This is a genomic window from Acinetobacter sp. ANC 4805, assembly GCF_022549495.1.
Taxonomy (GTDB): domain Bacteria; phylum Pseudomonadota; class Gammaproteobacteria; order Pseudomonadales; family Moraxellaceae; genus Acinetobacter.
On sequence record NZ_JAKZGD010000007.1, the window covers coordinates 216517 to 238862 of the forward strand.

Here is a 22346-nt window from a genome sequence, read left to right on the forward strand (position 1 = left end):
TAATTATGCTAAAACGTGCATATCTTATGCTTTTTTTAGATAAACCGTTGTGATGAATAATGATTTACTTATGCAAAAAAAAGCTAAAGCATACTGATTTAAGCCAAAAAAGAGTCATTTTTCTTTCTGTATTTACTTAAATTAAGTTGCTTTGAGTAAGGCTTTTGATTTATGTTTTATATCAATGCAAGGATTGTATTGTAGACTGTTAAAATATGCCTAAATCCATTCGAATAATTGTTCTATTGCTTATAGCGACTTGTTTTATAACAAATAGCTACGCAATGACATTTTCAATGGCTAAAACAACGGATCAAGATGTATTACAACATTTCCCTGAAAAAAATGTGATGCAGCATTGTGAAATGACAAAGCATGATACTGTTTTACATGGGAAATTTGATCAATCAAACTGTCACAAAAATTCATGCTGTCTAGCAGTCTTGTTTGAAATAAATAGTGAATCGAATAAAGAGTATTTTCAAGCAATAGATAAATCGCATCCAAATTATAATAATCAACTCACGATAGGCGTTTATCATCTACCTTATCGCCCTCCAAATCATGTCTCATTTTCATAAATTCAAAATTTTTATTTCAATTTAAAGGACATGATGATGTTTAATTTCAAAAATTTACTACTTTCAACACTTTTATTGGCTACGACTGTACCTGCTTTTGCCGCAGATGATTGCTGTAAAGATAAAGAGGCAAAAGATCACAAAGCATGTTGTGAAAAAATGAAATGTTGTGATGACAAAGATAAAAAGGCTTCAGAAGAAGACCATAGCCATCATGGGCATTGATTTTTAGAACCCTAAGTTTAAGCATGCACTACTGATGTAGTGCATGCTTTTATCCATATGAAGGTTTATTTTTTATTTGATTTTAGTTCATTGACCAATAAAACCAGCATAAAGGTCACAGGTGTTGCAAATATCCACCAACTGATAAATCCAACGGAGTTTCCATACTTTAGACAAAGTAGGCTTACTGCAACTAGAAAACAGACAAATGCAGAAATACTGATTTGGGTTTTAAAACGCTTTAAGAATTGTTGTTGAGTGGCTTTTACCTTGGTAATTTGTTTAGCACTAGATCGGTACAGTAAAAACATACCGATGAACGTTAATAAAAGGCTGAAGAAAATCATGCTTTTACCTCATTATTGGCATTGGCTAATTTTGTTTTGATCTTTTGTGCAGATTTTTCTTGAATAGGTTGAATATTTCTAAAAATAAATACAGCAAATAAGGCACAAACAAACAGAAATAAATCAATGCGTAAAAATAACCAATAACTTGATAAATCTGAAATCAGTCGATGATTGATTAAATACACGAAATCATATGCAGGTAAAGCAAGGGCAATCAGTCCAAAGATAAAAACTTGTGATTTCCATAAATATTGTTTCTTGGTGAAAAAAGCAAGAAGCAGACTAAGCCCCCAAGCGCTGAAGAAGGTATAGATTTCATAATTGGGAGTGGTTTCAGTGATATGTACAAACCGATTGGCAAATAAATAGCTAAGCATTGCGATTGGTAAACCAATAAATGCAGCAATATTTAAACGATCAACCAAGTAATAGCCAAAATGAAATTGTTGAGATTTATTTTGAATCTGGCGTTTTAAACTCCATAACAATAGCCCCGAAGCAATCATTAAACAGCCTAATATACCAGAGCAAAAGAAAGCGAACCGTAATACAGGTTGTGCAAAAGTTGCCATATGTAAACCATATACACCAGCATTGAGTGTTGCAACGGCGCTTTCATTTCTGGTATTTGCAAGGACTTTCCCATGCGCATCAAAGGTGATTTGTGCTTGATTCAGTGTGATAGAGCGATCTTCTAATTGCTTAAATGTGATAGTCGCATGATCCGTATTTGGATTTTTAACCTCGATAGAAGCTAAAGCCTGATCTCCCCATTGCTGTTTTACTGTTTCTAATAATGTATTGATAGATCGCATTTCGGTTTTAATGGGTGCTGCTAAATGCTCAGAGTTCTGATTGATACTTCTAATTTCAGTGAAATATTGAAATGGATGATCTGGATATAATTTTTTCATTCCCCATGGCAAATAGAGGTAAAAGAAAATCGCTAATCCTGTAAAGGTAATCGTCAAGAAAAAGGGAAGTGCAAGGACTGAAGATACATTATGAAAATCTAGCCAAGAACGCTGTGATTTAAAGGTTCTAAGTGTAAAGAAGTCTGTAAAGATTTTTTTGTGCGTAATAATGCCTGAAACCAATGCAATCAACATAATAAAGGCTGCAATACAAATCATCAGTCGACCGATCAGAATAGGCAAGCCATATAGTTGAAAATGAAAATTATAAAAAAAGTCTCCACCTTGGGTCGCAGAGAGTTTCAATTCTTGCCCCGTATTAGCGTCTAAATTACGGCATTCATAGCCTCCAGTGGCTTTTTCCCAGTAAATTTTATTTACGGGCTCTTCATGGTTCGCGATCTTGAGATACCATGATTTAGCATCGGCTGCATTTCTTTCTAAATATTGAGATGCTGTCTGAATCGCAGTAGCTTGGTTGATTTGATATTGTGAGAGTTGAGGCTGCATCCACAAATTAATTTGATGACGATAATATGAACTTGTCCCCATCAAGAAAATAGCAAATAAAAGCCATCCAAAAACTAAACCTGTCCAAGCATGTAACCATGCCATTGATTGGCGAACGCCTTTATTTTGCATTTTTAATTTAAACCCAGAGATAAGCCAAACAATGCACCTGCCAAAATCAGGCTTACTCCAGTGAGTTTTAGCAAGGAGTGTGAACAAAAACTGATGATAATAAACAATAAATAAAACAGAATTGAGATAAAAGCTGCAAGATAAATGGCTTCTGCTTTATTGAGAATATGTATAAAGAGAGAAGTGAGGCTTAAACTCAAATACATCATACAGATGTAACCAATGACGAAAGTCAAAGTAAAACGATAGAAAACACTCAATAGATAGACAGTTGTTGATAATGTAGATTTGGTCATAAACAATCGTATAAAATGCAGAAAATAGAGAATTAATTACATATGGAAATGATTCTTGTTAATGTTAATGACTTTATAAAGATCAAGCAATTGTTCATTTATCGTAAATCTAGATAGTATTTTTAAAAAATAATGTTATATCAGATTAAAAATGATCTTCATTGATCGTGAACAAATTGTATAGTTACATTTGATTCGATGTAAAATCATTCCGTTAGTGTTTTTTTAAATTTCAGTGGGGCATTGGTCTTGTTAAAGCAAAAACTAAAAATTGGTATCGTTGTGGGAGAGGTTTCTGGAGACACTCTAGGCGTCAAACTCATGCGTAGTTTTCGTGAACAAGGAATTGATGCTGAATTTGAAGGAATTGGTGGACCGCAAATGATTGCGGAAGGTTTCCATAGCTATTATCCAATGGAAATCTTATCAGTTATGGGAATTGTCGAAGTTTTAAAAGACTTAAAAAAACTATTTGCTGTTCGTGATGGTTTAATCGAACGTTGGACTGAGCATCCAGTTGACATTTTTGTTGGGATTGATGCACCAGATTTTAACTTACGTTTATCTAAAACCATCAAAGAAAAAACCTTACCGATTAAGACTGTTCAATATGTCAGCCCATCGGTCTGGGCATGGCGACAAGGGCGGGTTCATGGGATTAAACGTAGTATTGATCTCGTACTGTGCTTATTTCCATTTGAAAAAACCTTTTATGAAAATTATCAGGTACCAGCAGCTTTTGTTGGTCATCCACTCGCAAAACAATTACCATTAAAAAACCCAATTGTAGAAGCAAAACATCAATTGGGCTTGTCAGCACATGAATTACATGTTGCTTTATTGCCTGGTAGTCGTAAAGGTGAAATTGATCGTTTGTTGCCTTTATTAACTGGTGCTGCGGAGATATTACATAAAAAATACCCTGAGCTTGAGTTTCTCATTCCTGCAATTAATGATGCTCGCAAACAACAAATTGAGCATGGGATTCAAAATTTAGATGTAACGCTGAAATCAAAGATTTATATTCTAGAAAATACCGATGCAGAATCTAAAATTGGTCGTATGGTGATGAATGCAAGTGATATTGTTGCACTCGCATCCGGAACGGCGACGCTTGAAGCAATGTTATTACATCGTCCAATGGTGACGTTTTATAAGTTGCATTGGTTAACCTATATGATCGTCAAATTACTTGCGAAAATCCCTTATTATTCTTTACCGAATATTATTGCAGGTAAAAAAGTTATCCAAGAACTCATTCAAGCAGATGCGACACCTGAAAATCTTGCGATTGAAATAGAGATGTTAATGGACAATGAGACAGCGCATATTCAAATGATGCAACATTTAAGTATGCATAAACGCTTAATTTCAGGCGAAACTGAAGATCCTGTAACTGCAATTTTAAATTGCTTAAAAGCAAATTAAATAGAAAAGGTGGCTTAAAATGCCACCTTTTTATTAGGTTCTTAGAATCAGTTCGTAACCTGTATACTTACGAATATTGATTACACCAATATCGAGTAACAGATATTGTCCTTTAATACCATGTAACACACCCCTAATTTTTGGTGTTTTATCCAAGTTTAAGGATTTAATCTTTTCAGGATATTGCTCAACAGGATAAATAAACTCTTTGGGTAACTCATCTTCTAAGAATTCCAACTCTTCATTAAATTCAAGATTTTGGCTGAACTCATCTCGAATAGTTTGAATCTTAGGTGCGAACTCTTCAAGAATTTGATCTCGTTGTTCAATCAGATTTAAGGGTTCAGCTTCGCCTTTGAGCAGTTTGCGCCAATCCGTCTTGTCAGCAATTTGAGTACCGATTAGAGTTTCCAAATGACCAGATAAACGACGTGAACCCACTTTCAAAATAGGTAGAGCTTGTGTAGCACCTTGATCAAGCCAACGTGTCGGCATATTGACGATGCGGGTAATTCCAATTTTTAAAGCACTGGAATTGGCTAAATACACAATATGTGGTTGAAAACAAACCTTATGTGCAAATTCATCTTCACGACAAGTTCCGAGGTGATAATGGCAGGTCTCAGGCTTCATAATACATAAATCACATTCCGCTTTTGTTTTAAAACATTTAAAACAATGCCCTTGCGAATATGACTTTGGTGTTTTAGCACCACAAGAGGTACAAAAAACATTGCCCGTCCATTCAATCTCTAATTCCTGACCTAATATAAACGGTAGATCAGTTTCTGAACGATCTAATATAAATTTATATTCAACATTTGCCTTGCTGCTTGGTTGATCAGTTACACTATGCGTTTTGAGCGCTGCATGCATTTTATGACAAATGCCTTGTAGTTCCATCAATAAACTCTCATCTTTTTCAATCAAGGGTTGCAGTTATGGCTGAACAAAATGTCATCACTTCTATGCTAGACGATTTATCCCAAGAACAGCCTATTCATACTGCACTTTGTATCGGTCAGCAGATTGACCAAAATGCTTCAATTCAATGGCACTATTTTAACGTAACTGACTTTTTAAATCTGCCATTTACACAACGTTATGATCTCGGTTTTGTGTTATTTGATACAGATGAAATGCAAAATATGAGTGAAACCCAAAAAGTGCAGTTATTGGTGAAACTACGAGATTTAATGGCAAAACGGATTGTTGTTGTTAGCAAATTAGGGGATGAAAAATTATTGCGTTCACTTGGTTTTACCCAACTCATTGATAAAACAACGCATGATAGCGATTTTGCTTTGTGGCAATTTAATATTTTGACCTATAAGCATGTACCTGATTGGTTTAATTCCAAATTTTGGGCAAACCCTGAAAATTGGAATAAGTTCCGTTGGTAACGCTGAAATCATTTTTATTTTTTAGAAAAGTTTAGAAAAAAATAAAAGGGCAATTTGCCCTTTTATTATTGGTCTTATAATTTACTTCAAATTAGAAGCTATATTCCATACCTAAACCAATATTGGTTTTCTTATCATCTTTAGTTAACCAGTCACGTTTTTGCTGACCAACAATACCGAAGAATTTCGCTTGTTTATTGATTTGATAGTCAGCACCAAGACCATAAAGATCTTGTTTACGATCATCACGACCATCGACTTCAGTTGTTGCAGAAATATATTGAGCTTTCAGCTTAATTGGTGTTGATGGAATAGCATATACAGCAGTCACTCCATAAGCATCTTCTTGAAGACCTTTGTAAGAAGTTACTATAGCTGGAGTGCCACTTTTAGTAGAAACTGTATCATCAGTTGGTTGGGCAGTTTGCCATAAAGCACCGAATACTAAACCATCAACACCAGCTGGAGTTAAGTCTAATGAACCTGTTACACGTACAGCATCAGTATAGATACCAGATAAGCTGTAAGCATTGTATTTAGAAGCTACACCAAAGTTTCCAGCGACTGCAGCAGCTAAACCGAAGTCTTTATTTTCGTATGTAAGCGAGGTTGAAACACCGTCACCGAAACCATCACGGCTGCCTTCTTTACCTTTAGCAGTGCTGTCTGCAGCTTCTGATTCTTCACCTTGTTGGAACATGATGTTGAATCCTAAGCCACCCAGTAATTTTTTATCAGTCTCAAAACCAATAACATTCTTTAGGCGATCTTCACCAGCTAAAACTGCTGTCATGTCAAGTTCATTGTGATCGTTAAAAATATCTTGGTTATTACCCGCAGCACTTTTGAAGTAAGAATCGTATTGACCTACTTTTAATGTTGCAACACCAGCAGATTTAACTCCTACAAAACGGTTACGGTTACTGAATACATCACCATCACCATCAGCACTGATTTGCCATTCAATTAAATAAACAGCTGATAAATTGTCAGTTAATTTTTCTTCACCTTTCACGCCAATACGTGAAGCGTTTGAATTTACTTTTGTTACGCTTTCATCAGCAAAACCGTTGTTGTCAATATTGTCTAAAGTTACGTTGAGCTTACCATACAATGTAGGTGCTGCTTGCGCTGCATTCATGGCTAAAGTTGCTACAGTAGCAGCAAGAAGCAATTTTTTCATTGATATTTCTCCAAACACTTTTCGTAAATGGCTGATGCCTTAGTTACTGTTATAAGCTTGCTTGTGTACATAAAGTTACACAGCTCACTGACTTGTATGCAGTATCTGCAAACTTTGTGACAGATAAGTGAAAGAAAAATGACAGTTTGATGACGATTCATATTTAGTAATAATTATATTTGTCATTGATTTTTATATATTTAATAAATAAAAATGGGGCGAAAAGCCCCATCGTATAGATAATTTTTTACTTACAGCACTGCTTTAATTTTTTCAGCAAAGGCTTTAATCTTTTCCTGATCACCCATTTGTGCTGCATGACGACCAAGTTCATGAACTGAGCTAGGAATCAAATGGAAGTGCACATGTGGAACTGTTTGCCCAGCAGCAACTCCTGAAAGTTGCATTAGTACGATCCCTTTAGCATCTAAAGCGGTTTCAATTGCTTTAGCTATCTTTTGAACAATTTGAATCGTATAGGCTGCTGCATCAGCAGGTAAATCCATCAAAGTAACAGCAGGTGTTTTAGGAATAACTAAAGCATGACCATCTGCTTGAGGCATAATATCCATAAAAGCGAGGACCTGATCATCTTCATAGATTTTGATTGCAGGTAGTTCGCCTCTTAAGATTTTTGCAAAAATATTTTGGTCATCGTACGCCATGATTAGTCCTTTAATATAATAAGATGAGAAGTTTTGCTCTTCAGACAAAAATAGAAAATAAACTGCTAAGACTTAAAATAAGGCTTTTATTTGCAATTTAATTCTTTTTGACGCTCTTTAATTTCATCTAAGCGTTGTTGCTCTCTGTCAGAAAATTTAGGCTTTGTTGTATGGCAGTTTTCATTACCATATTTAGCCTTGGCATCTGCATCTTTAAAACAAAATCCTTTAGATGCATAGATGAGATTATAGTCATCTTGCAACTTTTTACATTCTTGTTCTGGTGTAGCTGCTTGAAGGTTAAAACCTGTAAGGCTTACCAATCCAGCAAAAACTGCAACCGTAAACTTATTCATGAGGTATTCCTCTAGTTAAAAGGCATGAACTCAAATAAATTAAGAAAATATGTCTATTTTCACGATTTGACTTAAGTTCAACTACTAATATACGGTTTATGAATGAAATTTCAATGAAACTGTATTATTGGAGTGTAATTTTTATCACCTTGAGCTTTTTAATTTAGTATAATTTTTGTCCAATCTTCATACATTTTGACAGCAGAAGAAAAGTCACTATTCGCTTCGGCAGTTAAACTTGCAGCCTGAATCAAACTCTGGGTTAAGGCAAGTATAGGCGCTGGAAGTTTTGCCTCATGCACTAAATTCAACGCAATCCCTGTATCTTTTGCGAGCAAAGGCAATGCAAAAGTTACAGGAAATTCACGGCTGAGAACGCGTTGTGGAAAAACAGTTTCTGTGACCATGCTTTTGCCACTGGAAGCATTAATACAATTGAGTGCCGCATCTAGGTTTACACCATGCGCTTTGAGTGTACTAAACCCTTCTGCAACTGACCATAAATTGACAGCAAGCAACATATTGTTGATGGCTTTCACAGCAAAGCCTGCACCTGAATCACCTACGTGTTGAATGAGCTTTCCGACTGCTGCCATCGCAGGATAAGCACGTTCAAAAGCATTAATGTCGCCACCCACCATAACCGTAAGTGTTGCATTTTCTGCACCAATGGTTTGTCCGCTGACAGGTGCATCGAGAAAATCAATATTTTGTGTTTTCAATCGTTCTGCTAGACGGCGCGCTGCCTCAGGAACACCACTGGTGCAATCAATCCAAATTGCACCTGATTTAATGCTCACACCATCAATTAATGTTTCAACGTCATCACTAGTCGGTAAACACGAAAAGATAACATCTGCCTGAACCGCTTCAGCAAGTTCAACCGCCAAAGTGCCATATTCTGTTGCATGTTGTTCGGCTTTACCAAAGCTACGATTCCAGACATAAACTTTCTCGAAATACTTGGGTAAATGCGCTGCCATACGATAGCCCATAGCACCTAAACCGATGAATGCAACAGATTGAGTCATAGTTTACCTTTTATTGGAGTTGAGCGTTCTGTTAACCAAGTTGTCAATGTTGGCCAGAACTCAATTGAACTATTTTGACTAGACATTAAACCTAAGTGTCCGCCAGGTATCAGAGTAAACGTGACATCTTGGCTATTTGTCAACTGCGTTAAAGGGAAAGCTGCTTCAGAAGTAACAAGTTGATCACTTTTACCAGCACCCACAAGTAATGAACAGTCAATATTTTTCAGTTCAATGGTTTTATTCTTTAATGTGATTGCACCATTTTTTAATGGATTCTGCATCCAGACATTAAACAGCATGTCTTGGTTAATACCCCCTGGGTAATCAATCATATTGTTTAAGAAATGGCTCAGTGTTGCATCTTCTTGCACCAGTTTGAGGTTGTCGAGATTTTTGAGTAACTGAATATTGCCATCAATCCAGCCTTTGGGGTCTAACAGTTTGAAACCGAGTGAATTTAAGAAACCTGGTGAATGGATCATTAACTTTGGTAAGCGATTATAAATATAGTCCTTGATCATTGGATTGCGTGTGGTCACATAAGCTAAGGTTTTATAAAGTCTGCCAATATAACCTGATGCATAACTATCAATCGGGCTACCTAGAACGATTAAATTCTTAACAGCATTGGGTTTATGCCGTGCTGTATAAAGTGTTACAAAAATTCCAGCCATACTCCAACCGTGTAAAGAAATCTTTTCTGATTTGGAGTGTTGTTGAATCGCCTCAATACAACGTGGAATAAATTTATCAATAAAGGATAAAAAGTTAATTTGGTAATTTTTGTAGGTCAGTTTACCCCAATCAATCAGATAAACATCAAAACCACTTTCTTGAAAATGTTTAATCAAAGAACGGTAAGGATATAGATCATAAATATCCATGTTGATGGCAAGAGGGGCTGTAAATACCAATGGCTCTTTGTAACGTTTGTTTTCAGAAGCATAAAAACGAACACGAGTTTGCTTAAATTCAGCAATCACTTGATAAGGTGTTGATTGCGACAATACAAGTTTGTCAGCATCGAATACACGCATAGCGAGATGTTTAAAATTTATTTTTTGCTGTTCTACAAGTGATTTCATCTTTGAAAGTCTCATCATGAGTCAAGATTGCACGAAGTCTAAGCGATAATTTCATCTTACGCCTTGACCTTAAATACATTAGGCGCTCAAAATGTTGGCACATTTAAATACCTGATCATAAGGCATACAAAACGATGAATCCAAGCGATGATTTAGAATACCAACTGGAAACACTGGCTATTCGCACAGGGCATGATCGTACCTTTGAAGGGGAACATAGTGAACCTATCTTTTTAACGTCTTCTTTTGTATGTGCAAGTGCCGCTGACGCGGCTGCAAAATTCTCTGGGCAAATCGCAGGGAATACTTATTCACGCTATACCAATCCAACAGTGCAAGCCTTTGAAAAGCGTTTGGCTATTTTGGATGGTGCAGAACGTGCAGTTGCGACCAGTTCTGGAATGGCGGCAGTACATGCTATTTGTATGGCATATTTAAAAGCAGGCGATCATGTGATTTGTTCTCGCGCTGTTTTTGGTTCAATTATTGCTCTATTTGAAAAGTATGTTGCGAAGTTTGCAGTTGATGTAACTTTTGTTGATTTAGGCGACCTTGAGGGTTGGAAACAAGCCATTCGTCCGAATACCCGTTTGCTCTTTATTGAAACACCATCGAATCCGCTAGCACAAGTGGGTGATATGCAGGCGATTGCAGATATTGCCCATGCACACGGTGCATTATTTGCGGTCGATAACTGTTTCTGTACGCCTGTATTACAACAACCAATCAAGTTCGGTGCTGATTTAGTGCTTTATTCAGCAACCAAGTATATTGATGGTCAAGGTCGTGCTTTAGGTGGTGCAGTTGTCGGAAAGCATGACTTACTTGAAGAAATCAATGGTGTGATTCGTACTTTGGGTAATTCAATGAGTCCATTTAATGCATGGATTTTCTTGAAAGGTTTAGAAACTCTGAGCATTCGTATGAAAGCGCATTGTGAAAATGCACAAATACTTGCGGAGTGGTTACACCAACATAAAAAGGTTGAGAAAGTTTACTATGCAGGTTTACCAGATCATCCTGGGCATGAGTTGGCGAAAAAACAGCAAAAAGGTTTTGGTGGTGTCGTCTCATTTGTGGTGAACGGTGAGCGTCAAGGTGCTTGGACAGTGATTGATAACACGCGTTTCTTATCAATTACCAGTAATCTAGGGGATGTTAAATCAACAATTACACATCCAGCAACGACCTCGCATGGTAGAATGTCTGCCGAAGCCAAACAGGCAGCAGGAATTGAAGAAGGCTTAATTCGTGTCTCTGTTGGTTTAGAAGACATTAATGATATTATTCGTGACTTATCACGCGGTTTAGATTTAATTTAACGAGAGAAACTTATGAACATTAATATGCTCATGCAGCAAGCTCAGCGCATGCAAAAAGATATGGAATCAAATCTTAAAAAAGCCAAAGAAGAGCTTGCTAAAACTGAAGTGCATGCTGAAGCGGGTGGTGGTTTGGTCAAAGTGACGATGACTTGCCGTAATGTCGTTAAACGTATCGAAATTAGCCCAGACTTGTTACAAGATGAAGCAGATATGATTGAAGATTTGATTGCTGCGGCAATGAATGATGCAGCACGTCAAGTTGAAATCATTTCAGAAGAAAAACTTCAAGGCGCGAATTCAGGTATGGGCTTACCACCTGGTTTATCTGGCTTATTTTAAATCCCTCCCAGCCTCCCTTTAAAAAAAGGGAGGAGTACCCCTCTTTAATAAAGCGGGGTTAGGGGAGATTATGAGAGTTGATTTGTGTTTAGTGAACGATTTGAACAACTAGTTCAAGCATTGCGTATTTTACCAAGCGTTGGTCCAAAATCTGCACAACGGATGGCATTACATTTGTTGATGAAAAATCGTGAGGGTGCATTTGGATTGTCTTATGCATTGCATGAAGCATCAAGCCATATCCATGAATGTCGTATTTGTCATTCATTAACTGAAAATGACATTTGTGATATTTGTGCTTCTGTAGAGCGAGATGAACAATTACTCTGTGTGGTTGAGTCTCCTGCCGATGTGATGGCGATTGAGCAGAGTGGAAGTTTTCGTGGGAAATACCATGTGCTTGGTGGACATTTGTCTCCACTAGATGGTATCGGTCCCGAAGAAATCGGGATTCCATATCTGATTCAGCGTTTAAGCCAAGGGCAGATTGAAGAAGTGATTCTAGCAACCAATGCCACTGTGGAAGGTCAAGCGACAGCACATTATTTGGTTGAAGCAACGAAACATTTGCCGATCCATATGACTCGGATTGCTCAAGGTGTACCGCAAGGCGGTGAATTAGAATATGTGGATAGTCATACCTTGAGCCAAGCTGTACACAATCGTATGAAAATGAAGTAGTTTTATATTTATTGTAAATTCATGCTATTAATTTAAACAAATAACACACCTTTATATTTTGTCTAACATTATTTTAGGTATATTTGTTTTAATTTATGGCACTATGAGCAAACGAAAAGGATTTTCGTTTTTTATGAATGAAATAGGAGTAATTTCATGTTTTTCATGTGGAATAGTGATTAAATTATTTTTTATATCTGATTTAGTTTCGTTTTGGCAAAAAATTGTTGTTTTACAATCGAATTGCTAGTGTTTTTTATTATTTTACTTGAGCAAATATGTTTCAGTTCATTCAACAGCAAAAAGACCTTGCTGTTCTCCTTAGCCAAATGGAACAATGTTCTACCTACGCACTTGATACCGAGTTTATTAAGGTTGATACGTTATATCCCAAACTTGGGGTTTGCCAAATTAATTGTAATGGTCAAATCGCTCTATTAGATGGGGCAGCACTGGATCTAGAACAATTTTGGCAAAAAATATTTGCTGCTCAACAAAATATCTTTCATGCCTGTAGTGAAGATATTGATCTGATTTATCATTATGCCGATCACAAACCGCTAAACAATGTATTTGATACACAAGTGGCAATGGCATTTCTAGGTCATGGTCTTCAGGTGAGCTATCAAAATGCATTAAAAACTTGTTTGAATATTGATATAGATAAAGATCAAACTCGTTCTGACTGGTTAGCACGTCCTTTAAGCCAAGAGCAAATCAATTATGCCGCAAATGATGTCTTATACTTAACAAGACTTGCGGAGACCTTGAAAAATGATTTACAAAGCAAAGGACTTTATCAATACGTTTTGGAGGATTGCCAGAATCTAACCAAAGAAATTGCAATAGAGACTCCATTAGCAGAGCTTTATACTGATATTGGTAACTATCGTCATTCACGTCGTGAATTAATGCAATTACAACAACTTTGTATTTGGCGTGAACAAATTACTAAAGCGATGAATCAACCACGTAGCTTTATTCTTAAAAACACAACTATGCTCGACTTGGTGGAAAAGAATCCACGTAATAATTTTCAGCTCTCGCAGGTCAAAGATATTCGTCCGAATGTTGTCCGTGAGCATGGTAAAATGATCTTGGACTTGTTGAAATTTCTACCGCCTGAAAATGAGTGGCCATTAAGAATGGCTCGACCTGTTAAAAGTAACTCAAAAGAAGTCGCACCTCAGGTCGATGCTTTGATTGACCGTGTCGTATTTGAGACAGGAATACCGAAAGAAGTATTGCTACGTAAGAAATGGCTGAATGCAATTTATGAATATGTGGTTTTTCATTTAGATGAGCATGAATTACCAAGTTATTTATTGGGTTGGCGGTATGATGTTTTAACCAAACCACTGGTTACACTATTGCGACAAGACATTGAATACTTAGCAACACAGATGAAGAGTGTTAAGTAAATAGAGTAGCCATGAAATACGACTATTGCGTTAACATTCGTTAATGTACCGATGTTTTTTTTCATGTATGCTGTTTAAGGACTGTTGGAATTGAACTGCCAACAGCTGCCTCTAAGATTGATAAGAGTTGTGAGTAAACATGCACTGCGATATTTATAGATCAAGCAAAAAAGACGAAATGTATATGTATATTGCTCGTCCAAACTATTCTGCTGATACGGAACAAGAAAATCCTTTTGAATCTGTTCCTGAGACGGTTTTGCAAGCATTTGGCAAAGCAACTTTTGTAATGCATTTAGAGCTGCATAATGAGCGCAAACTCGCACGCGCAAATGTATTACATGTTTTAGACTCATTACAAACCAAAGGCTTTTTTATTCAAATGCCGCCAGAAGGATTGATCAATCCAAATGCGGTAGCGCCAGAGGGGTTGCGTGGTGCTTGAAACGATAACTGCAATTTGGTCTCACATTCTTTCGCTACTGGAACAATTTCCTGAAGAGAATGTTGCGATTATTGTTTATGTTACAGGTGCAATGATTGCTTTGTGGTGCTGGTATCGTTTGATGTCACGTTTACCCAATCCAATCGGCGGGATTCTATGGATTATTGCTTTTGCAATTCTTGTAACACCAACAATTTCGGAAGGACCAAATTCAGCATTAGCACCTGCAATTTTTGGTTTGCTTTTTGGTGTGATCACTAAAGAGCATGTTTTAATCTGGTCAAATTTATCATTGATTCTATTTGTCATTGGTACAGGGTTATTGGTTGGCTTTTGTTGGTCAAAATACTCTGCAAATAAAACTGCACGTTCGGTTTAGATATTCACATAAAGTTAAAGATAGAAAAATAAGGTTTTCAAATGTCTGCTGATACACAACACTTCACTGGTACAGATCAATATATTGCAACTGATAGCTTAAAACTTGCGGTAAAAGCCGCACGTGCCTTACAAAAACCATTATTGGTGAAAGGTGAGCCAGGCACAGGTAAAACTTTGCTTGCAGAGCAAGTTGCAGAGAGTCTTGGTTTAAAGCTAATTACTTGGCATATCAAATCAACAACCAAAGCACAGCAAGGGTTGTATGAATATGATGCTGTTTCACGTTTACGTGATAGCCAGTTGGGTGATGACCGTGTCTATGACATTAAAAACTATATTAAACCGGGTAAATTGTGGGAAGCATTTACCAGTGAAGAACGTTGTGTATTGTTGATTGATGAAATCGACAAAGCAGATATTGAGTTCCCAAATGACTTATTGCATGAACTCGACAAAATGTCATTTTATGTTTATGAGACAGGTGAAACAATTACAGCGACACAACGTCCGATTGTGATTATTACCTCAAATAATGAGAAAGAACTGCCAGATGCATTCTTACGTCGTTGCTTCTTCCATTATATTGAATTTCCTGATGAAACCACCATGCGTGAAATTATCGCAGTGCATTTCCCAAATATTTCAAACACTTTGGTCAGTGAAGCATTGCAAGTGTTCTTTAAATTACGTGAAGTCACCAATTTAAAGAAACCACCATCAACCTCAGAGTTAATTGATTGGTTAAGCTTGCTCATGGCGGATGATATGCCAGAAGATGTATTGCGTAATCATGATAAATCAAAAGCAATCCCGCCACTGTATGGTGCGCTGATTAAAAATGAACAAGATGTACAATTGCTTGAACGTTTAGCATTTATGTCACGCCGCTAAGAGTGTTTACCAATGTTTGTGCGATTGTTTTACACCTTACGCAAATATGGCGTACCTGTTACAACTCGTGAGCTGATTGATCTTAATCAGGCGGTTGCTTCAGGACTTGTGTTTGCAGATCAGGAAGAGTTCTATCAATTGGCTAAAACAATTTTAGTCAAAGATGAGCGTTTTTTTGATAAGTTCGATCGTGCTATGAAAGACTACTTTGATGGCATTGAAACTTTTGATTTGGACGAGTTACTCAAACAAGTTCACAAGTTACCCAAAGATTGGTTTGATCTTGAGCTACTTGAAAAGCATTTAACTCCTGAGCAACGTGAAGAATTAAAGAAAGCAGGTTCTCTCGAAGAACTGATGAAAATGTTGGAAGAACGTTTACGTGAACAACATAAAAAACATCAGGGTGGCAATCGTATGATTGGTACGGGGGGGACGTCACCTTTTGGTGCTTTCGGTGATCACCCTGAAGGTGTGCGCATTGGCGGGCCAGGGCGTAAACGTTCAGCTGTAAAGGTGTGGGAGCAACGTAAATACCAAAATCTTGACGATGATCAAGTTTTGGGAACACGTCAGATGCAAATTGCTTTACGCCGTTTACGTAAGTTTGCGCGTCAAGGGGCGGCTGAAGAACTCGATGTTGATGGTACTATTCGTGAAACTGCTAAACAGGGTATTTTAGACGTACAGCTTGTGCCTGAGCGTCGTAACCGTATCAAAGTTTTGATGTTATTTGATGTCGGTGGCTCAATGGATGCCTATATTGCTGAATGTGAAAAGTTATTTAGTGCAGCTAAATCGGAATTTAAAACCCTAGAATACTTCTATTTTCACAATTGTCTTTATGATTATGTGTGGAAGGATAACCACCGTCGTAGTTCGACCCGTATGAATACATGGGATTTGTTCCATACCTATGGTCGAGACTATCGTGTAATTGTAGTCGGTGATGCCAGTATGGCACCATACGAATTAAAATCAGCAGGTGGTTCAGTCGAATATATGAATGATGAGGCTGGAGAAGTATGGTTAAGACGTCTACGTCAGCACTTTGATAAAACGGCTTGGCTGAATCCTGAAATGGAAGGTTATTGGCATTACACCCAGACCATTAACTGGATTAAAGATATTTTTGAAAATCATATGTATCCAATGACATTAAAAGGCATTGAGGATATGACCCGTTATTTGTCTCGTTAGCGTTTATACACATACTTTATAAGAATAGGAGGAATCATGGAACATCAAATTAATGGGATTGCTTTACCGAATGAAGCAGGTTTCTTTGGTAATTTTGGTGGTCAGTTTATTCCTCCTCATTTGAAAGAAGCGATGGATGAAATTAATGCGGCGTATGAAGAAATCCGCCATACACCTGAATTTCAAAATGAACTGAATGACTTATTTAAGAACTATGTAGGTCGACCAAGTCCATTATTTCATGCAAAGCGCCTATCCGATCAACTCGGCGGTGCTCAGATTTATCTAAAACGCGAAGACCTCAACCATACTGGCGCACATAAGATTAATCACTGTTTAGGTGAGGCTTTGCTTGCTAAGTATATGGGTAAAAGCAAAGTCATTGCCGAAACGGGTGCAGGGCAACATGGTGTCGCTTTAGCCACAGCTTGTGCATTAGTGGGTATTCCTTGTGAAATTCACATGGGGCAAGTCGATATTGAAAAAGAACATCCCAATGTCGTGAAGATGAAAATCCTTGGCGCGAAATTGGTTTCAGTTACACAAGGGACTGCCACATTAAAAGATGCAGTGGATAGTGCCTTTGAAGAATATTTAAAAGACCCTAAAAACTATATTTATGCAATTGGTTCAGTGGTTGGACCACATCCATTTCCGAAAATGGTGCGTGACTTCCAGTCGATCATTGGTAATGAAATCAAAATCCAGTCAAATGAGCGTTTTGGGCAAAACCCTGACTATGTTGTTGCTTGTGTTGGTGGTGGGTCAAATGCCATTGGTGCATTTACTGCATTTTTAAATATACCAGAAGTGAAATTAGTGGGAGTAGAACCCGCAGGTCATGGTTTAGATACAGATAAACATTCTGCAACACTCACTTTGGGTAAGCCTAGTCAGATTCATGGTATGGCATGTTATGTGCTTGAAGATGAAAATGGTGAACCGCTACCTGTACATTCAATTGCATCAGGATTGGACTATCCGGGGGTTGGCCCACAGCATAGTTTCCTAAAAGAACTCGGTCGTGTGCAATATGAAACGGCAACTGACCAAGAGTGTTTAGATGCTTTTATGACACTTTCGCGTGTTGAAGGTATTGTTCCTGCTTTAGAAAGTTCACATGCAGTCGCTTGGGCGATACGTGAAGCACCTAAGATGGCGCAGAATACCAAGATTGTGGTGAACCTATCTGGTCGTGGTGATAAAGATGCTGATTATGTGGCTGAAAAATTAAGCCTATAAGTTTTAGTTTTTCAATATTTATGACTGAAAAACCACTTCATTGAGATGAGGTGGTTTTTTTATTGTTAAATTAGGCTGAATCCTGCTCTAAACGGGTTAAAGCGTTGCTTTGCTTTTCTAGGCTCAGGTAAAATAAACCGTTTTGCAATTAGCACTTTTGGAGACGCCTAAGTGGAGCGACCTACGATCAGCCCTGAACATATACAAGAAGCGGCTGAAAATTTAGTAACCATTCGAGATTTTATTCGTTTTGGTGTAACAGCACTTCGTCAATATGATGCGCACTTAGGTCAAGGTACTGAAGATTATTTTGCAGAAAGTTCAGCACTCGTTTTGCAAACCCTTTCTCTTGAGTGGAAAGCAGATGCAGAAATCTTAGATGCAAAACTGCTCCCAACTGAAAAAGCAGAGTTCTTAAGTTTATTAGAACGTCGAATTAATGATCGTATTCCAACATCATATTTATTGAATTTGGCTTATTTCTGTAATAAACCATACTATGTAGATGAACGTGTACTGATTCCTCGTTCACCAATTGCCGAATTGATCGAACAACGCTTTGCACCATATTGCTTGAATGAAAATGGTCAAATGCTTGAAGCATTAAATAATTTACCAGAAAACACTAATCCGAAAACGCCACAACGTATTTTAGACATGTGTACAGGTTCCGGCTGTATTGCAATCGCTTTGGCATATGCATTCCCAGATTCTGAAGTAGATGCAACTGACATCTCCAAAGAAGCTTTGGAAGTTGCATCCATTAATGCTGAGCATCATGACAAGCAATATCAAGTTGCTTTGCTTGAGTCTGATTTATTCTCAAGAATTCCTGCTGAAAATCAATATGACCTCATCGTAAGCAACCCACCTTATGTGGATGCAGAAGATATGGCAGATTTACCAGAAGAATTCTTACATGAGCCTGAACTTGCACTTGCGGCGGGTCAAGATGGCTTAGATTTAGTCCGTAAAATGTTAGCTCAAGCTGCTGATTATTTAACTGAAGATGGGTTAATTGTAATTGAAGTCGGTAACTCTGAATGGGCAATGCGCCAAAACTTCAATACTGTTGATTTCCACTGGTTAACGTTCCAAAAAGGTGGTTCTGGTATTTTTGCATTAACTGCGGAACAATGCCGCCGTTATAAAGACATCTTTCAACAATCTGTTGAGCAGATCTAGAGTCATACATCATGCCAATTGCAGAAATTTTATTAGCAATCAAATCTGATTTAAATCAAACCCAAATTCAGCAGTTTGAAGATGGTTTGATTTTATTAAAAAATCAGTGGAATCAAAGTGATATTGATGCAATTAACTCAGAGGTTTTTAAACAAGAAGTCTGTCAGCAATTTGATAAACTACTTATAAACTTAGGGTATGGTGAATTTGATCCTGATGCCACAGAGCCATTGGTTCATCGTCTTTATTTAGTTTCGGATTATAAAAATCTGATTGAATATATTGTCCTTGCTTATCGTCAATTATGTGATGAAGATGTTTTAGGGCAGGTCTATGAATTAATGCTAAATGAAATGTGCGACCGTTTTGATGAATAAAATATAGGTTAAAAAATGGCAGGAAATAGTATTGGTCAGTTATTTCGTGTGACCACATGTGGTGAGTCACATGGTGCGGGCTTGATGGCAATTGTCGATGGTGTACCACCAGGTCTTGAACTTTGCGAAGCAGATTTACAGAAAGATTTAGATCGTCGTAAACCAGGTACTTCCAAGTTTGCAACGCAACGCAAAGAGCCAGATCAAGTTGAGATCATTTCTGGGGTTTTTGAAGGTAAAACGACAGGAACATCAATTGGTTTATTAATTCGTAATACAGACCAGAAATCAAAAGACTACGGTAATATTGCTCAGACTTTTCGTCCGGGGCATGCAGACTATACTTATACACAAAAATATGGCTTCCGTGACTATCGTGGCGGTGGTCGTTCAAGTGCACGTGAAACTGCAATGCGTGTTGCTGCGGGCGCGATTGCAAAGAAATATCTTGCTGAGAAGTTTGGTATTGATATTCGTGGACATGTAACACAAATTGGTAATGAAATTGCTGAAAAATTAGATTGGTCTGAAGTGCCGAATAATCCATTTTTCTGTGGTGATGTTGATGCTGTTCCTCGTTTTGAGCAACTTGTCACTTCATTACGTGAGCAAGGTACAAGTTGTGGTGCAAAACTAGAAATTGTTGCTGAAAAAGTTCCTGTTGGCTGGGGTGAACCAGTATTTGACCGTTTAGATGCTGATATTGCTCATGCAATGATGAGTATCAACGCAGTGAAAGGGGTTGAGATTGGTGATGGTTTTGCCGTTGCAGGACAATTCGGGCATGAAACGCGTGATGAACTGACGACAGATGGTTTCCTTGCTAATCATGCAGGCGGGATTTTAGGTGGAATCTCAAGTGGTCAAACGATTCGTGTAGCAATCGCATTGAAACCAACAGCAAGTATTACTACACCAGGTAAAACCATTACGATTGATCGTGAGAATACAGATGTACTCACCAAAGGTCGTCATGATCCTTGTGTGGGCGTTCGAGCGACTCCCATTGCTGAAGCAATGCTCGCGATTGTGCTAATGGATCATTTCCTAAGAAATCGTGCGCAAAATGCGGATGTTATTCCACCATTTCAACCAATCGAATCATAATTATTATTTATGCATACTTGCGCCCAAAGGGGCGTAAGTATGTTCCTTATTTTATACAATTCAACTGTCTTCATCTGTTACTTCATAGAGTTTCAGAAATCGTTTGATCAATTGTTGCGATATGATATTGATTCCGACCATTACTCTTCGCCACATATAAGGCATGATCAGCTTTAGAAATAAACTCAGATAGACTGTCATTTAAATGTGGAATCATGGTTGCAACACCAACACTGATCGTAACGTATTTAGAAACATTGCTTCGAGGGTGAGCAATTGCAATGTTACGTACCAACTCCATCAAGCGTTGGACTTGACTGAGTGCTTGGTCTTTGTCAGTCATCGAAAATAACAGTAGGAATTCCTCACCGCCATAACGTGCTGCAAGATCGCCACTTCGAGACGAAATAGAGCCTAACAGAATGGCAATACGTCTAAGACATTGATCACCTTGAATATGTCCTAAAGTATCGTTGTATAGTTTAAAACAATCAATATCTACCATCATAATGGTAATCGGAACTTCATGGCGAATTGAACGTTTCCATTCATTCTCCAGAACCTCATCTAAATATCGTCTATTCGCCAAACCAGTCAAAGCGTCTTGTTGTGATAGAATCGAAAGCTGTTGTGCTTGGCGCATCAGTTCAAGTCGGTTTAACTCGATCATACAATTTTGTAGGTAGTTTTCTCGATGTTGTCGATCGATTGCATAAGCTAATGCCATGCCAAGAAAACTACTAAAGGTATAAGTTCGATTTAAATAAGTCCAATCAATAGAACCATGTAACCAGATACTTGCGACAATACCAATCAAACCACCAAACCAACCGGCAAACATTGCGGTATAAAACCGCATTCCGACAAAACCATAAATAATAACAACCGCATACATCATTGCAGCGTGAAAAAGTACATTATTATGACCTTGTTCTAATACATTAATCAGGGTAAACGTCAGTGCAACAGCACCTGTCGACCCTAAACAGACATAATGATCAAACCATTTATTCATTGAGGGTGCAAAAGAAAGTAACCATGCAAGAACAATGATCATACCCACCCAACCATAATATGCGATCCATTCGGCACGCATTTCGATTGGTAAGATTTCATAAGTACCAAAACTTAAATAGGAATATAGTCCCAAAATGATAGGGGCACGATAGCGAAATTCATGTGCAGCTTCAGTTCTATACTGATCTTTATAGATATTTTCTAATTCTCTAGGAAACCAAACCAAATTTAATCCACGAGAGATTAACAAATCAATTTGTTCTTGCCCCAACAGATTGGATGCTTTTAACTTCATTTTATCTTCACCGCCCCCAATGTTTTTATAAATGTAAATAGGGATTGTTTTAACTACGTTACACTGAATTTAATAAAATGTGTATCAGATTACATAAAATTAAGAATTTTTATGATAACTAAATTTTATTATCCAGTATTCACTCTGTCTTTTGGGTGTAAAATAAATCTATATCAGTAATATAATAGATCTCTTGCGAAAGTTAATTTTGACTCATCCAGTTAATCAGCCCAGCAATTAAATTCATCCTTAAACCAAATCGTTTTCTTCTGTTTCGA

At 37.5% G+C, this 22346-nt stretch carries 26 protein-coding genes; 16 read left to right on the plus strand and 10 right to left on the minus strand.

Features of this window, described 5'->3' with window-relative positions; translation table 11 throughout:
• Positions 1 to 296 precede the first annotated feature (296 nt).
• Both MMP60_RS11480 and MMP60_RS11485 read left to right on the plus strand, forming a co-directional pair.
• A complete protein-coding gene (locus tag MMP60_RS11480) occupies positions 297 to 581 on the plus strand; it encodes a hypothetical protein (protein ID WP_241336380.1) in 285 nt (94 codons plus the stop codon).
• 36 nt (positions 582 to 617) lie between these two features.
• Positions 618 to 806, plus strand: coding sequence for a hypothetical protein (locus MMP60_RS11485; protein WP_241336381.1), 189 nt, complete (start codon positions 618 to 620; stop codon positions 804 to 806).
• A 65-nt stretch (positions 807 to 871) separates the two neighbouring features.
• Here MMP60_RS11485 and MMP60_RS11490 read toward each other — a convergent pair whose 3' ends face one another.
• Genes MMP60_RS11490 through MMP60_RS11500 form a run of 3 tightly spaced genes read right to left on the minus strand, consistent with a single transcriptional unit; the run spans position 872 to position 3008 of the window.
• Positions 872 to 1153 carry a DUF1634 domain-containing protein gene (locus MMP60_RS11490; protein WP_241336382.1) on the minus strand — a complete coding sequence of 94 codons (282 nt, stop codon included), beginning with the start codon at positions 1151 to 1153 and terminating at the stop codon, positions 872 to 874.
• Positions 1150 to 2712 carry a PepSY-associated TM helix domain-containing protein gene (locus MMP60_RS11495; RefSeq protein WP_241336383.1) on the minus strand — a complete coding sequence of 521 codons (1563 nt, stop codon included), beginning with the start codon at positions 2710 to 2712 and terminating at the stop codon, positions 1150 to 1152. Before MMP60_RS11495 ends, MMP60_RS11490 begins: the two co-directional genes overlap by 4 nt.
• 2 nt (positions 2713 to 2714) lie before the next feature.
• Positions 2715 to 3008: a hypothetical protein gene (locus tag MMP60_RS11500; RefSeq protein ID WP_241336384.1), complete on the minus strand. Its 294-nt coding sequence runs from the start codon at positions 3006 to 3008 to the stop codon at positions 2715 to 2717.
• A gap of 249 nt (positions 3009 to 3257) precedes the next feature.
• Here MMP60_RS11500 and lpxB point away from each other — a divergent pair, with 249 nt between their 5' ends.
• Positions 3258 to 4436 (plus strand): lipid-A-disaccharide synthase, encoded by a 1179-nt coding sequence (lpxB, locus tag MMP60_RS11505; RefSeq protein WP_241336385.1) that lies wholly within the window; start codon positions 3258 to 3260, stop codon positions 4434 to 4436.
• Between the two features lie 33 nt (positions 4437 to 4469).
• Here lpxB and MMP60_RS11510 read toward each other — a convergent pair whose 3' ends face one another.
• Positions 4470 to 5339 carry a DUF2797 domain-containing protein gene (locus MMP60_RS11510; protein ID WP_241336386.1) on the minus strand — a complete coding sequence of 290 codons (870 nt, stop codon included), beginning with the start codon at positions 5337 to 5339 and terminating at the stop codon, positions 4470 to 4472.
• A 38-nt stretch (positions 5340 to 5377) separates the two neighbouring features.
• On the opposite strand from MMP60_RS11510, the gene MMP60_RS11515 reads away from it, so the two are divergent.
• Positions 5378 to 5839 (plus strand): DUF6231 family protein, encoded by a 462-nt coding sequence (locus MMP60_RS11515; RefSeq protein ID WP_241336387.1) that lies wholly within the window; start codon positions 5378 to 5380, stop codon positions 5837 to 5839.
• 91 nt (positions 5840 to 5930) lie between these two features.
• Here MMP60_RS11515 and MMP60_RS11520 read toward each other — a convergent pair whose 3' ends face one another.
• The 5 genes from MMP60_RS11520 to MMP60_RS11540 all read right to left on the minus strand — a co-directional run bounded on the left by MMP60_RS11520 (position 5931) and on the right by MMP60_RS11540 (position 10162).
• On the minus strand, positions 5931 to 7022 hold the full coding sequence (locus MMP60_RS11520) for a porin (protein ID WP_241336388.1): 1092 nt from the start codon (positions 7020 to 7022) through the stop codon (positions 5931 to 5933).
• Between the two features lie 251 nt (positions 7023 to 7273).
• A complete protein-coding gene (locus MMP60_RS11525) occupies positions 7274 to 7687 on the minus strand; it encodes an HIT family protein (protein WP_241336389.1) in 414 nt (137 codons plus the stop codon).
• An 86-nt stretch (positions 7688 to 7773) separates the two neighbouring features.
• Positions 7774 to 8043, minus strand: coding sequence for a YARHG domain-containing protein (locus MMP60_RS11530; protein ID WP_241336390.1), 270 nt, complete (start codon positions 8041 to 8043; stop codon positions 7774 to 7776).
• A 158-nt stretch (positions 8044 to 8201) separates the two neighbouring features.
• Complete coding sequence (locus tag MMP60_RS11535; protein WP_241336391.1) at positions 8202 to 9074, minus strand: NAD(P)-dependent oxidoreductase; 873 nt, start codon at positions 9072 to 9074, stop codon at positions 8202 to 8204.
• Positions 9071 to 10162 carry an alpha/beta fold hydrolase gene (locus MMP60_RS11540; protein WP_241336392.1) on the minus strand — a complete coding sequence of 364 codons (1092 nt, stop codon included), beginning with the start codon at positions 10160 to 10162 and terminating at the stop codon, positions 9071 to 9073. Before MMP60_RS11540 ends, MMP60_RS11535 begins: the two co-directional genes overlap by 4 nt.
• A gap of 134 nt (positions 10163 to 10296) precedes the next feature.
• On the opposite strand from MMP60_RS11540, the gene MMP60_RS11545 reads away from it, so the two are divergent.
• The 12 genes from MMP60_RS11545 to aroC all read left to right on the plus strand — a co-directional run bounded on the left by MMP60_RS11545 (position 10297) and on the right by aroC (position 20756).
• On the plus strand, positions 10297 to 11484 hold the full coding sequence (locus tag MMP60_RS11545) for an O-succinylhomoserine sulfhydrylase (RefSeq protein WP_241336393.1): 1188 nt from the start codon (positions 10297 to 10299) through the stop codon (positions 11482 to 11484).
• A 12-nt stretch (positions 11485 to 11496) separates the two neighbouring features.
• The gene (locus tag MMP60_RS11550) at positions 11497 to 11826 is read left to right on the plus strand and encodes a YbaB/EbfC family nucleoid-associated protein (RefSeq protein ID WP_023274592.1); all 330 of its coding nucleotides are present in this window, start codon (positions 11497 to 11499) and stop codon (positions 11824 to 11826) included.
• An 84-nt stretch (positions 11827 to 11910) separates the two neighbouring features.
• Entirely contained in the window at positions 11911 to 12507 is a 597-nt protein-coding gene (gene recR / locus MMP60_RS11555; RefSeq protein WP_241336394.1) for a recombination mediator RecR, read from the plus strand.
• Positions 12508 to 12785: 278 nt separating this feature from the next.
• Positions 12786 to 13928 carry an HRDC domain-containing protein gene (locus tag MMP60_RS11560; RefSeq protein ID WP_241336395.1) on the plus strand — a complete coding sequence of 381 codons (1143 nt, stop codon included), beginning with the start codon at positions 12786 to 12788 and terminating at the stop codon, positions 13926 to 13928.
• Between the two features lie 139 nt (positions 13929 to 14067).
• Positions 14068 to 14373: a YcgL domain-containing protein gene (locus MMP60_RS11565; protein WP_023274589.1), complete on the plus strand. Its 306-nt coding sequence runs from the start codon at positions 14068 to 14070 to the stop codon at positions 14371 to 14373.
• Complete coding sequence (locus tag MMP60_RS11570; protein WP_018678990.1) at positions 14366 to 14752, plus strand: hypothetical protein; 387 nt, start codon at positions 14366 to 14368, stop codon at positions 14750 to 14752. The genes MMP60_RS11565 and MMP60_RS11570 overlap by 8 nt, the downstream gene beginning before the upstream one ends.
• A gap of 41 nt (positions 14753 to 14793) precedes the next feature.
• Positions 14794 to 15645 carry a MoxR family ATPase gene (locus MMP60_RS11575; RefSeq protein ID WP_241336397.1) on the plus strand — a complete coding sequence of 284 codons (852 nt, stop codon included), beginning with the start codon at positions 14794 to 14796 and terminating at the stop codon, positions 15643 to 15645.
• Positions 15646 to 15657: 12 nt separating this feature from the next.
• Entirely contained in the window at positions 15658 to 16845 is a 1188-nt protein-coding gene (locus MMP60_RS11580; RefSeq protein WP_018678988.1) for a VWA domain-containing protein, read from the plus strand.
• Positions 16846 to 16881: 36 nt separating this feature from the next.
• Positions 16882 to 18087 carry a tryptophan synthase subunit beta gene (gene trpB, locus MMP60_RS11585; RefSeq protein ID WP_241336398.1) on the plus strand — a complete coding sequence of 402 codons (1206 nt, stop codon included), beginning with the start codon at positions 16882 to 16884 and terminating at the stop codon, positions 18085 to 18087.
• A gap of 171 nt (positions 18088 to 18258) precedes the next feature.
• Positions 18259 to 19272 (plus strand): 50S ribosomal protein L3 N(5)-glutamine methyltransferase, encoded by a 1014-nt coding sequence (gene prmB / locus MMP60_RS11590; RefSeq protein ID WP_241336399.1) that lies wholly within the window; start codon positions 18259 to 18261, stop codon positions 19270 to 19272.
• Positions 19273 to 19283: 11 nt separating this feature from the next.
• Positions 19284 to 19649: a hypothetical protein gene (locus MMP60_RS11595; protein ID WP_241336400.1), complete on the plus strand. Its 366-nt coding sequence runs from the start codon at positions 19284 to 19286 to the stop codon at positions 19647 to 19649.
• A gap of 15 nt (positions 19650 to 19664) precedes the next feature.
• The gene (gene aroC, locus MMP60_RS11600; RefSeq protein WP_241336401.1) at positions 19665 to 20756 is read left to right on the plus strand and encodes a chorismate synthase; all 1092 of its coding nucleotides are present in this window, start codon (positions 19665 to 19667) and stop codon (positions 20754 to 20756) included.
• Between the two features lie 82 nt (positions 20757 to 20838).
• On the opposite strand, the gene MMP60_RS11605 is transcribed toward aroC, so the two are convergent.
• Entirely contained in the window at positions 20839 to 22068 is a 1230-nt protein-coding gene (locus tag MMP60_RS11605; RefSeq protein WP_241336402.1) for a GGDEF domain-containing protein, read from the minus strand.
• Between the last annotated feature and the right edge of the window lie 278 nt (positions 22069 to 22346).